The 13,014-nt window shown below is 39.7% G+C and carries 12 protein-coding genes; 9 read left to right on the plus strand and 3 right to left on the minus strand.

The window, feature by feature from the left end:
- Nucleotides 1-147: 147 nt before the first annotated feature.
- The 4 genes from AC59IL_RS35225 to AC59IL_RS35240 are packed head-to-tail and all read left to right on the plus strand — an operon-like array spanning nt 148 to nt 2,825.
- Entirely contained in the window at nt 148-411 is a 264-nt protein-coding gene (locus AC59IL_RS35225) for a hypothetical protein (RefSeq protein ID WP_496556950.1), read from the plus strand.
- Nucleotides 412-464: 53 nt separating this feature from the next.
- Entirely contained in the window at nt 465-911 is a 447-nt protein-coding gene (locus AC59IL_RS35230) for a hypothetical protein (RefSeq protein WP_496556951.1), read from the plus strand.
- Nucleotides 912-914: 3 nt separating this feature from the next.
- The gene (locus tag AC59IL_RS35235; protein ID WP_496556952.1) at nt 915-1,964 is read left to right on the plus strand and encodes a Rieske 2Fe-2S domain-containing protein; all 1,050 of its coding nucleotides are present in this window, start codon (nt 915-917) and stop codon (nt 1,962-1,964) included.
- Between the two features lie 3 nt (nt 1,965-1,967).
- Nucleotides 1,968-2,825 (plus strand): hypothetical protein, encoded by an 858-nt coding sequence (locus AC59IL_RS35240; protein ID WP_496556953.1) that lies wholly within the window; start codon nt 1,968-1,970, stop codon nt 2,823-2,825.
- A gap of 195 nt (nt 2,826-3,020) precedes the next feature.
- On the opposite strand, the gene AC59IL_RS35245 is transcribed toward AC59IL_RS35240, so the two are convergent.
- On the minus strand, nt 3,021-5,018 hold the full coding sequence (locus AC59IL_RS35245) for an adenylate/guanylate cyclase domain-containing protein (RefSeq protein ID WP_496556954.1): 1,998 nt from the start codon (nt 5,016-5,018) through the stop codon (nt 3,021-3,023).
- A 1,077-nt stretch (nt 5,019-6,095) separates the two neighbouring features.
- On the opposite strand from AC59IL_RS35245, the gene AC59IL_RS35250 reads away from it, so the two are divergent.
- From AC59IL_RS35250 to AC59IL_RS35260, 3 genes are all read left to right on the plus strand, one after another.
- Nucleotides 6,096-6,527 carry an Hsp20/alpha crystallin family protein gene (locus tag AC59IL_RS35250; RefSeq protein ID WP_496556955.1) on the plus strand — a complete coding sequence of 144 codons (432 nt, stop codon included), beginning with the start codon at nt 6,096-6,098 and terminating at the stop codon, nt 6,525-6,527.
- 67 nt (nt 6,528-6,594) lie between these two features.
- On the plus strand, nt 6,595-7,719 hold the full coding sequence (locus AC59IL_RS35255; RefSeq protein ID WP_496556956.1) for a site-2 protease family protein: 1,125 nt from the start codon (nt 6,595-6,597) through the stop codon (nt 7,717-7,719).
- Nucleotides 7,720-7,991: 272 nt separating this feature from the next.
- Nucleotides 7,992-8,648, plus strand: a complete 657-nt coding sequence (locus AC59IL_RS35260) for a hypothetical protein (RefSeq protein WP_496556957.1) — start codon at nt 7,992-7,994, stop codon at nt 8,646-8,648.
- A gap of 169 nt (nt 8,649-8,817) precedes the next feature.
- Here the strand turns inward: AC59IL_RS35260 and AC59IL_RS35265 are convergent, their stop codons facing one another.
- On the minus strand, nt 8,818-9,603 hold the full coding sequence (locus AC59IL_RS35265; RefSeq protein WP_496556958.1) for a polysaccharide lyase family 20 protein: 786 nt from the start codon (nt 9,601-9,603) through the stop codon (nt 8,818-8,820).
- A gap of 128 nt (nt 9,604-9,731) precedes the next feature.
- Complete coding sequence (locus AC59IL_RS35270; protein WP_496556959.1) at nt 9,732-10,493, minus strand: SDR family oxidoreductase; 762 nt, start codon at nt 10,491-10,493, stop codon at nt 9,732-9,734.
- Between the two features lie 503 nt (nt 10,494-10,996).
- Here AC59IL_RS35270 and AC59IL_RS35275 point away from each other — a divergent pair.
- Nucleotides 10,997-11,854 (plus strand): universal stress protein, encoded by an 858-nt coding sequence (locus AC59IL_RS35275; RefSeq protein ID WP_496556960.1) that lies wholly within the window; start codon nt 10,997-10,999, stop codon nt 11,852-11,854.
- A 23-nt stretch (nt 11,855-11,877) separates the two neighbouring features.
- Entirely contained in the window at nt 11,878-13,011 is a 1,134-nt protein-coding gene (locus AC59IL_RS35280; RefSeq protein ID WP_496556961.1) for a baeRF3 domain-containing protein, read from the plus strand.
- The last annotated feature ends 3 nt before the right edge of the window (nt 13,012-13,014 follow it).

Consider the following 13,014-nt stretch of genomic DNA (forward strand, 5'->3'; position numbering starts at 1 on the left):
CCCGTCCGACCGGGTCATCCGGGCGGGCATTCACCATTTTTTCAGACATTTGTATTAATCCTCTCCCCCTCCGTCAACCACCCGACATTCCCGGTTTTATTTATGTAGTTGCTTTGCAATAAGATCGTTGCACTCAATAACATCGCCATGGTTATTACAATAGTATTGATATTGATAGTTATTTACCTGTTGTGCGGACTGCTGTTTTCCATTCCGTTTGTAATAAAAGGAGTAGATGCAATCGATGAAGGCGCACATGGCAGCGGCATCGGATTCCGCATTATCATCATGCCCGGTGTAATAGTGTTCTGGCCCCTGTTATTGAAGAAATGGATTAAAACGCGAAACGCTGAACGCGGAACGCGAAACGCTGTACGCAAAACGCTTAATGCAAGCCCAACGAGTGATTGAGCGTTCAGTATTCAGCGTTAAGCATTAAGCATTAAGCATTAAGCCTAAAAAATATGATAAAACAGTTACGAAGAAGACATTTGCAAATATGGACAGCCTGGGCGGTGCTGTTGCCTGTTGGCATTATAGTGGCCTGGATGGCTATACCCAGGTACCCGGTTCAACCCTTGCTGCAACCGGCTGCTGAAAAACCATTACCCGAAATAATAAAACAAACGAAAAAGGAAAATTACACGGTTTCCATTCGAAGCAACCCACTGCACACGGCATTTCAACTGGAGTGGATCAACAAACACACAATTATCTGGCCAACGGCTACTATTTACAAGGTGCCCACAGGCGGTAGTATAAATAATGGCATGTTGCTGGGCAGAATTGAATCACGCGGCACCTGGCGCTTTCCTATAGACTCTTCTTTTAAACAGGTTAACATTTCAACTTTCCAACTAATCCTGTACGACTTTATTCATCAGCAAATCATTGACACCATAAAATTTTAGTATATGGGCGCATCATATGTTGCAGTAGGCTGGAATCGTCAGAAAAAAATATATGACTGGCTCATTTTTACATTTTGCGCATTATATCTCACAACGTTTATTGCTTTAACGGCCATTTCCAATCCTGACTATACTTTTGAAACAGCCCTCATCCGTTCAACAGCCACTTTGGCTATTTTGTTATTGCATGTAATACTCAGCATCGGTCCGCTGGCCCGCATCAATAAAAAATTCCTGCCCTTGCTATACAACCGCCGCCACCTGGGCGTTACTATGTTTGCTGTTGCCCTGATCCATGGCAGTTTCAGTATTTTACAATTTCACGCATTAGGTAACACTAACCCGTTCATTTCATTATTTACATCCAACACACAATACAATACAGTATCACAATTTCCTTTTCAGGCATTGGGATTTTTTGCGCTCGTCATCTTTTTTTTAATGGCTATTACCAGCCATGATTTTTGGTTGCATACCCTTTCGCCTAAAATCTGGAAAACACTGCACATGTTTGTGTACCTGGCGTATTTTCTGGTAATAATGCATGTGATGCTGGGCGTCATACAATACGAAACGAATCCCGTGCTTGTAATAATGGTATTTGCAGGCGCCGTGATGCTTATTACCTTACACCTGATTGCCGGTACAAAAGAAGTTCGCAAAGACAACCAGGTTTTCAAATTAAAAAAAGACGGTTTTGTGTATGTGTGCGAAACCCATGAAATAACTGATAACTGTGCCAAAATATTTTGTGTTGGGCCCGAAAGGGTTGCCATCTTCAAATTTGAAAATAAATTATACGCCATACACAATGTGTGCAAACATCAGGGGGGCCCGCTGGGTGAAGGAAAAATTTTAGATGGCTGTATCACCTGTCCATGGCACGGTTACCAATACCTGCCGAAAAATGGTCAATCACCACCTCCATTCAAAGAAAAAGTAAGTACGTACGATGTGCTGGTACAAGGGGCACAGGTATGGCTGAATCCCTGCCCTTGCCTGAAGGCACCGAACGACCTGGTGCATCTATCAATCCCAATAAACAATTTATAGAAAATGCCTGATAATGATTTTTATATAGGCTGGATGCCGAATGCCCCGGGCAGTTTTGCCCGCCATATTAAAAAAGTGATCGTTGTTTTAATAATCGTTGTAATAACGGTTGGCGCGCTGGTGGCGCTATCGCAAAAAAAATTTGGCACGGGGCAATTTGAATTTGGCCGGTTAACCCATGTTACAGGTGTTTATTTCAAAGAACCTGTTCCCTATATTAAAGTGATAAACGGAAAAGATTGGTTAGGACATGTTTCTTATATCACCATTCCATTGATCGGTTATGGAAAGTTCGGCGCCGACGGAGTTATGAACAATCTTGAAAAAGAAAAACACATTTACCTGAACCAAAAAGAAATTACCCTTAAAGGAACCCTGCTTTATAATGATGGTAAACTACTGATTCAGGTTGATGCGGCAGATAATCCGCTGGTATCGATAAATAAAGAAACCGGCGCAGCCGCATTACCGGTTCAACAGGATCTGGGTGAACAAACTATTCATGGAGAGATCGTTGATCCCAAATGTTTTTTTGGAGTAATGAAACCCGGAGAAGGCAAACCGCATAAAGACTGTGCCATCCGTTGTATTCTGGGCGGCATTCCGCCTGTTTTAAAAGTGCAAAACAATAAAGGAGAAGCCAACTATTATTTAATAGTGGGAGCGCATGGAGAAAAAATGAATCAGGCAGTTAAAGAATTTGTAGCAGCGCCGGTGTCAATAAAAGCAAGGGTGGTTCAATACAACGATTGGATTATCCTTTATGTAACCGATCCAAAAAGCATCTCACGTATTGCCGGTTGGAATTTAGTTAACCCCGGCGCACGGGCTATCAGTTGCATGGTTCCCTGTGTAAAATAATTCAACGCGCCCCCCGTATTCACTCTTATCTTATACAAACTGGTATGAGCCGTCAGGTATAAAGCTTTTTTATCTTCATCTCCCCAGGCCAAAATGCCAGGCCTCTCACCACCGCCGAAGCTTTAGCAACGGTGGGCTGGCTTCGATAGCAAAATGCTGGTCACGTTATCGTCAGTTAATTCACTATCTCGCATGTCACTTACCGATGTATTTGGGGAAACCAATTCTATCTAAAAAAAATTGAAACCGCGGATCAGCTCTTAGTGTGGCAGGGACCCATTGTTCATATTTGAGCATAACTAAAATGGGGTCACGGTCATCGTACGCTTTTTCAAGGTAATCAAAAGCTTCATCCAAATCATTCAGGTAGGCTGCAGATAATGCAGTGAGCGTGTTGGCAACATATTCGCTTTGTGATCTTTCTTTTAATTCGTTCATCAATATACGGGCCTTGTCAGAACGCCCGGTGATGCAATATGTCCAGATAAAGCCATGAACTGTAAAGGAATGCCTGTTGGAAAGCTTCATGGCAGACTCGAAGGAAGAAATTGCTTCCTCATATTGTTGCAATGCTATTTGTGTTTTACCTGCAGTTACATGGCATAAAAACGAATTGACGTCCAGCTCAATACCTTTTTTGCAAAAAGCAAGTGCTTCTTTGAACTTGCCGGCGCAATGAAGAATCAGGGCATAGCTGGCATAGCAAATTGAACTTAGTGGTTCCAGAGTTATCCCTGTTTTTCCATGCTTTTCTGCTTCCTCGAATTTTCCTTCCACACAGGTAAGGTAATTCCAGCCATACCGATAATGACCTTCTGCATACCGCGGATTAATTTCAATGGATCTAAGGAAATATTTCCTGGCCTCCGGCCAGTTCCATTCAAAGCAGGTATAATAATATCCAAGGGAACAATAGGGTTCACATAGAGAAGGATCCAACTCCAATGCTCTCTCTGCAGATTGCTTTGCCTGAGCCATTGCTTGCCTGGGTGGCAATAAACCGTAGGAAGCAATTAATAAATTAGCATCTGCATATCCTGCATGGGCCAGGGCAAACCCGGGATCAATAGCAATTGCTTTTTGAAAACATTGTATGCTGGTTATTACCGAAGCGCCACGCCTGGCTAAATAAAACCTTCCTTTTAAATATAGCTCATAGGCTTCGGTATTTTGTGTATAGCTTTTAGTCATTAAGTCACGATCTTTCTTCAGTAATGTCAGCTTTAGTTTTTTTGTAATGGAAAGAGCAATATCGTCCTGAATCGCAAACACATCATCCATTTCCCGGTCATATTTTTCCGACCACATCTGATACCCATTGTCTATATTAATCAACTGGGTTGTTATTCGAAGCCGGCTGCCTTGCTTACGCACGCTGCCTACCAGCACGGTATGCACACTCAGTTTTTCTCCCAATTCGTGCAGGTCGATATTTTTCCCCTTGAATTGAAAAGAGGAAGTGCGCCCTGCTACATTTAAATCTTTTAAATGGGTTAAAGAGTTAATAATTTCTTCCGCCATGCCTTCGCTGAAATATTCCTGGTCTGGGTCATTGCTCATGTTCACGAATGGCAGTACAGCAATACTTTTTAAAGGAATACTTTTACCAGTATCTGATTTTTTATGTGTTTCATGTTCGGGAACTTTTTCTTCTTCGGTCTTTCCTTTTAGTGAATTGCGTGGCGGTTTTACCAGATATTCATGATTAAGTGCAAACACTTCTACAGGCCGCTTTACATTTTTAAATTGATAGACACCCACCGATATTGTTTGAAGTTCAGGGTGATTGTGAAGTTCGTCATTTGCTGTATCAGAAATCAATACACTTCCTGCTACTCCCAGGGATTCAATACGTGATGCAAGATTAACTCCGTCGCCAAATACAAACCCTTCGTCAAAGATGATATCACCGATATGTAATCCCATTCGCACAGGAACTTGTGGCAATTGAAGGAATTTCTGTTGCATGGATAGCGCACATTGTACGGCTTCAACAACACTTGGAAAAATACTAAGAGTGCCATCTCCATAATATTGAATTATGCGACCATTAAATTGTTCGTGTTCTTTTTGCAGGATTTCGCGGTGCCGGTCTTTTATGATCATTGCTTTTTGCTCACTCTGCTGCATAATAGCAGTATACCCTTCAATATCGGTGAACAGGATGGCTGCAAGCTGACGGTGTTGGGGCATAAAAGAAGAATCTGCTTACTAAATATATAAAGTATTGAATTATCTTTATAGGGAGATGAATTAAATATTAAGATCAGAATCTGAATCCAGGCGTATGGAATAAAGGTTAACAGATTAAAATGAATTGCAAATAGATTAACCCTTTGTGCTGCAAAAAGCTATTTTCTGTTCGGGGAAAAAATATATCCAAATTTACTTACAATCCTTCAGTGTAACTATATCCCAAATAGAGATTGTTTAAACAAGATGTTCCTTGAAATTGCTCATACCAATGCGTAAGGTGTGCTTCAAACCTATAATTGATCAGCATCAATAAAGGGAAAGAATGTTAACTGATGCATAAAATACACAAGTTCAACCAGGCTTGTTTTAATTTGTGTTGTATGCTATTGATATTCAATGTTGTTTGTAAAGCTCTACCAATTTTTATAATAAAGTCGTCTTTCCTCTAATGTTATAGGCAACTATTTTGGTGGAAGGAGCTATCATATAACTGCTGGTCTTTCTGTTCCGGGTAGAGCGGTTCGTTACCTCCCCGCTCCCGCATAGTCCCGTGCGAGAAGCTTTCCTGCACACGATTCCTTTATTTGTGCCTGCATCTAAATTAATGGCCCANTAGAGCGGTTCGTTACCTCCCCGCTCCCGCATAGTCCCGTGCGAGAAGCTTTCCTGCACACGATTCCTTTATTTGTGCCTGCATCTAAATTAATGGCCCATTATCAATCGCTGATTGAGGCCTGCAAACTCTACTAATACTTTTATATCTTGTATTAACAGGTTCCGGGTAGAGCGGTTCGTTACCTCCCCGCTCCCGCATAGTCCCGTGCGGGCAGCTTTCCTGCACACGATTCCTTTATTTACGATTTAGCTAAAATTCGGCTGCGATAGATTTTCGGCTTCTCCAGTGGTAGCCATTGTACAAACCTGGCAAACTGCGCGTTACGAAGCACGGTGATGATAAGCCTTTTAACTGATCATTCTCATCTGCACCTATGATGGCGATCCATGGAAAAAAGTGCCGCTTCCGTTAAATTCGATATACCATTATTAAATAACCCCAAAAACAAAGGAGGTCTTATGGGCAGAGCATTAACAAAACGAGGTGAAATGTTCCCTTCAGTATTTGATGATTTTTTCAGGCCATGGAGCAACTGGTTTGAAAATGAAAGAAGGATGACTGTACCTGCTGTGAATGTTACTGAAAACAATGACGATTACATGATTTCCGTAGCAGCGCCCGGACTGAAAAAAAATGATTTTAATATTGATGTAGAAGGCAATGTGCTTACTATAAGTTGCGAAAAGGAAGAAAGAAAGGAAGAAAAAGAGGAACGGTATTCCCGAACAGAATACAATTATTCTTCGTTCAGCCGCAGCTTTACATTACCAGAAGAGGTTATGAAAGACAAAATTGAGGCTGTTTACGAAAACGGAGTATTGCAGTTAACGCTTCCCAAAACCGAACAGGCTAAAAAAGCAGCTTTGTCGAAACATATTGCTGTTAAATAATTTCATTTGGCTTTCCATGGTCCCGCTGGTGGTTGGCGGGACTATTTAACTTAAAAACTTACCCCTTATGCGTGGCGCTTATAAATTATTGAGCATCCGGGGGATTAATATATTTATTCACTGGACTTTCTTATTACTCATCGGCTGGGTACTACTGGTAAACGGCAGTGCGGGAAATAATATTGAACAACTCACCTGGTCGGTGTTGTTTGTACTGGCAGTTTTTGCCTGTATTACCCTGCATGAGCTGGGGCATGCTTTAATGGCTGCCCGTTTTGGTATTAAAGCAAAAAACATTGTGCTGTTGCCTGTTGGCGGCATAGCCAGTCTTGAAAAATTTCCTGATAATCCCCGGCAGGAGCTGGCAATTAGTATGGCCGGTCCGGTAGTGAATATCATTATAGCCGTTTTATTGTGGCTGTTGTTGTTACCGCATACCAGCTTCTGGCAGGCGCCGGAAAATGCCAGTATAATGCATGGCCACGATTTTTTATATAACCTGCGTATCGTAAATATTGGACTGGTTATATTTAATTTAATTCCGGCATTCCCAATGGACGGTGGCAGAATCCTTCGCGCCCTGCTGGGTTTTAAATTAAACTACATTCAGGCTACTGCTATTGCCGCCACCGTGGGCAAAATCATTGCCGTTATTTTTATTGCTTTAGGAATACTTTTAATAAACCCCTTTTTACCGGTCATCGGTATTTTCATCATTTTCTCTGCCGGAGTGGAAGAATATTATTTGCGATTGAAATCACTGGTAAAAGGTATAAAACTAAATGAAGTATTGATGTATGATTACAACAGTTTGCAAACAAACATGACGGTGCAGGAAGCCGCCAACGTACTGATGACTAACCATAGTAAATATTTTGTGCTAATGGATGGCGTTACTCCTGTAGGCTCCATTAACCGGCTTGAAATTGTAAAAGCAATTGCCGAAATGAATTACAACGAACCACTCAAAAAACTGGTAAAGGAAGGACTGGACTACCTGAATGGCGACAAAGAGGTAGAAACGGTGCTTGAAAAGCTGGCTCATAATGATGAACGCATTTACCCTGTTATGGATAATAGTCATCTTATAGGAGTCGTAAATCTCAATCACATCATTGAATACCTGCTTTTGAATAAAGTCGATACAAAAGAATATAACAGAATTAAGTCTTTGGTTGGATTATTACGATGACATTTACTCTGATTTAAGGAACTGGCAGAAGCAAATATTCACTCTTCATAGGTCGCTTATCTCCGAAAAGATTCCTGTATTTGTTTTATACAATACTGCCTGGGTAGATTCTACAGCCCTTGTACAGTTTTTTGACGATATATATGAAAAATTGTCTTTTATACCTAAAAGGCCTTAAACAACCAAGTGATCATTATTTCATGCACAAGTGACGCCTATCATAGAATCCCAGCCTTGCTATTGTTAAATTGCCTGTAACAAAATATAAACTTATGAACAGAATACAATTAATGCTCAGTGTATCGTTTCTGTTCCTGCTTGCATGTTCCTCTTCCCGGATCACCCATTCATGGAAGTCAGAAATTACCCCGGCAAAAAAATACAACAAGATACTTGTCATTACCCTGAACGAAGAAAAGCATTTGGAAGCAAGACAACAAATGGAGAACCATCTTGTGGGCGATTTAAAAAACCTGGGATACAATGCAGTTTCTGCTCTGAACGAATATGGCCCGAAAGAGTTCAGTAAAATGAGTGAAGAGGCCGTTCTTGAAAAATTACAAAATAGCGGAATAGATGCCGTTATTACAATTGTTTTACTGGATAAAACAAAGGAAAGGTATTATGTTCCCGGAAATATATACTATTCGCCATATGCTCCTTATTACCGGCATTTCTGGGGTTACTATACAACCATGTATAATCGTATTTATGCACCCGGCTATTACGTTATTGACACCCGTTATTTCTGGGAAAGCAACTTCTTCGATGTAGCCAGTAAAGAGCTGTTATATTCTGTACAAACTGAATCATTCGATCCGGCATCATCAGAAAACCTGGCACATGAATACGGACAATTAATTGTGAAAGACATGGTAAAAAAACATGTTTTAAACAGGCAGGAAGTATTGGCAAAAGATGGTAAATAAGTTAATGTCGTTTCAGATGAAAACTTAAAGTTTTTTAACCCTTTAAATTCGCATCTGATTTGGGAGAGTTCAAATTAAATTTGAGTGACAGTTTGATTTGCTGACAATTTCGAAAACCTGGTTAGTTGTACCAATATGAGAATATATTCGGCATGTTGTACGTAGTTTATCAGTTAAGTTGCTTTTTGCTGTAATTGTCAATGTATATACTCATAGGTTGTAGTACTCTGTCACGATATAACCCCATTTTGAAATAGTATTTGTTTTTATCAGATAAAATTCTGCAATTGTTCTGGTAACTTGTGATACCGGTGTAATCAATAATTTCTTCATTATTTAGGGAGGCTTTGATCATTCCATCTCTTTCTTTTGAAAATTTTATTTGAAATGTGAAGTCATTCCAATGGTTTCTAATTTCCTGAGTTAATTCATATAATTTTTTTTTGCGAGTAGAATCGACCTGAAGTGTGATGAAGAACTTACCTGAAACGTATCTCAAAGCTAGTATTGGACTATATTCTGAACACGAACATGACGGGCAGAATTCTTTCCATTGGGCAATAACAAGTCGAGTAGGCAGGATTGGGAAGCTATCAGGTAGAAATAGACTGAATTTGTATTGGTACGTTTTACCCTCAATCGAAAATAATGACATCGCCTCCATCAATTCATCTCTCTCTGAAGCCTTGTCTTTGTCAGTCTTAGCTTCTACGATGTCTCCATTGTGTAAAGTAATTTTAGCAGCGCTTTTTCCATTACGAATAATGGTTGACTGAATAGTCAAAGAAGAGTCCGTCATCCTGTTAGTGCTCCATATGGCGCTTAGTTTTGGAGTTTCAAAATTATCATATACATCCACATGTCGGTGATGAAAGGTAACGAATAGAATAGCTATTACAATAAAGGTTGTTAAAATCGATATCCATTGCCATTTCTTTAGCATTTTTTTTGTCATAAATAACCTTTAATAGTTTTGATATTGTAATATTATTCGCCGTTTCCAATGTTTAATATATACGTAAACTGTTGAATTTCCAATAAATTTTTTATAACCAGGTCCCGGTTAGAGCGGTTCATTGTTTATTATCCCGCAATCCATCCACCATCCACAGGCATTGAATGTCCTGTAACAAATGAAGCAGCATCAGAACATAACCATATCACCGCCTCGGCAACCTCTTGCGGATTCCCCATACGGCCTACCGGTTCCATACTGATATATTGTTTCTCCACCTCCTTATCCATACCAGTTATACGGTCGATCATATCAGTATGAATTACACCGGGACAAACAGCGTTAATGCGTATTCCCAGCTTAGCGTTTTCCAATGCAGCCGTTTTAGTTAATCCCACTACGCCGTGTTTACTCACCACGTAAGCCGGAAGCCCCGGAAAACCGATAAGTCCGGCTACCGATGCGCAATTTACAATTGCCCCCTTTCCTTGTTGAAGCAAATGAGGAATTTCATGCTTCATACACAGCCATATTCCTTTCAGGTTAACGCCAATGGTTTTGTCCCAGTTCTCTTCAGTGCATTCCTGTGTGGTGGCGATCGCCCCTTCAATACCTGCATTGTTAAAAGCAAAATCCAGCCTGCCAAATGTTTCGATCGTTTTATCTACCATCGCTTTTACATTGTTGTTTTGCGATACATCACATTGAATAAAAATTCCATCCCCTCCCACAGCTTTAATCAATTTTATGGTTTCATGCTCTTTATCTTCTATCTGGTCTGCAATAACTACTTTGGCTCCGCGAAGAGCAAAAGCAACCGCTGTAGCGCGTCCTATACCAAAACTGCCACCGGTAACAATAGCAACTTTGCCGTCGAATATTTTTTCCATAATCACTCGCTTATAGGTTTATAATGACTATAAATTTACCAGTAAGTAAAGAGATGAAAAATGATACCGGTCAGGCAGGGTAATGATATTGCGAATCTTGTAACACCCAAAAGCTATCAGCTTTTCTTCTGCTGTATATATTTAACTAAATTTTCAAGCGTAGGCCATAAAAACAGTATAACGCTCTAATTCAAGCAGTTCTGCTGTATTTTCGCGTATACCCTCATTATCTTCAACCAATAAGATTCGTTTCATTGAAAATTACCTTATTAAAAATCACAATTGAAACATTTTCATTGATTAACGGAATACAATTGTAAAGGTACATTGAATAATTAAATATTATTTTTCCATCAACCAAAAACGCCAGATGCTAATGCGTTTCATCACCAATAACAAAACAGTTACACAAATGATAGCCTAATGAGTTAAATCATACATGGTATTGATGCCCATCATAGAAAGCCCCCTGTAATAGCTGGTAGCTTTGAAGAAAGCATTTTATGAAAACCATTCTGGTTGCCACCGATTTTTCAGATGCTGCACATAATGCCACCTTATATGCAGCAGAGTTAGCCAAAGCATTTAATGCCCGGTTAATATTGTTCAGCGCTTATGAACAGGTGCCTGTTCCGGTATCAGAAATCCCGGTGCTCACTTTGGAAGAAATGGGCATCAGGGTTCAGCGGCAACTGGAAGATGAAATACAGGTGCTTGCAGAAGGAAATAAAATATCTGTTGAAACCATTTCCAAACCAGGTATTGCAGCCAAATGTATTCTACAGGCTGTTAAAGAGAACAATGTCGACATCATTATTGCCGGCATGAAAAAGAGTGGGGCCGCCATTCGCCGTTTTTTTGGCAGCACTATTACCGCATTGGTAAAAAAGCTACCCGTTCCTTTGCTGGTAGTACCGGAAGAAACTTCATTTATCAATATATCGGCAATAGCATTGGCTAACGAAAGTGATGTAGCACCCGACAGTGATCCGCATCTGCTGGATATATTACGTGAAATAGGAGAAAGATTTCATGCAAAGCTATACCTGGTACGAATAACCCAAAACCAGTTTCAGGAAGCTTATGAAGTATTGAATCCTCCCTTTAAAATAAAAAGGATGGTACGAACACTTGATCCGGTATATGAATGCATTGAAGGAAAAGATATACCTCAGGCATTAAATGATTTTATTGCCGGGTACAAAATAAACATGCTGGCATTATTGCCTCACAAACATACCCTACCCGAAAGATGGTTTTATAAAAGTACAACCCGCTCTATGATTTTTGAAAGCCAAATTCCATTGCTGATTATACCAGAACAGCATAAGCATACCGATAGTGACATTGAAGCCTGGTAAATCATTATAAAATTATGTATGGTATGAAAAAAGAAATATTTACAGCAGATGAACTTCCTCTGTTAAAAAAAGGAAAAGGGAATATTTGTATTTCTGTGATTACTCCTACGCACAGACTTTCTCCAGACAGAAGAAGCGATCCATTACAACTGGAAAAAGCCATTCAAAAAGTAAAGGAATATTTACAAAAGAAATATACAGACACAAATATTAATCCCTTAATACAAAGTATTGATGAATTGTATGCCAGGATAGATTTTAATCACAATGCAGACGGAATCGGGTTATTTGTATCGCCAGATGTAAAAAAACTTATACACTATTATTTTCCGGTAAAGGAGAAAGTAAGTATTGGAGATGCATTTGAAATCAGGGACTGGTTAAACCAGGCCTATTACAACGCGCCTTATTATGTTTTGCTTTTAAGTGAGAAGGAGATAAAACTCTTCAATGCCCGGTTAAATACCGTTACAGAAATAATAAACGATCACTTTCCCCAAAAAAACACAACGGAATATGAATACAACCGGCCAACGCGTGGAAGTTCTTATGTTGGCCATGCTTTTGTAAAAGAGTTTGAAAAAGATAAAACAGTAATGGAGGAGATCAGGTTTGAAAGTTTCTTCCGGCAGGCAGATGAATTATTGAACAGTTATCTTGCTAACGAAGTGTCATTGATTGTGACAGGCGACCTCAAAAACTTATCTTATTTCAGGAAAATTACACGGCATGAGAATTACATAGCCGGTTATATCCCCGGCAATTACTTCTTATCAACCGAAAATGAGTTGGGTAAATTAACCTGGAAGGCGATGAAGCTGTTTCTTGATAACGAAAAAGAAAAACTGATCAGCGAATTTAAAGAGAAAATAGGAAAAGGACTGGGAATATCCGGTATTCAAAATGTATGGAAAGCTGTTACTGAAGGAAGAGGTTTCAAGCTATTGGTAGAAAAAGATCTTTCTGTTACAGGTTTTATTAAAAATAAAGATGGTTATCAATTATTCCTGCATCCTCCTAAAAAAACACACCATGTGCTTCCCGATGCAGTGAGTTCCATTATAGCACTGGTACTGGAAAAAAACGGTGAAGTAGTAATAGTAGAAAATGATATGTTGAAAGAATATGAACGAATGGCATTGATTACACGCTATTAATAA

It is taken from the genome of Niastella sp. sgz303648 (assembly GCF_059587045.1).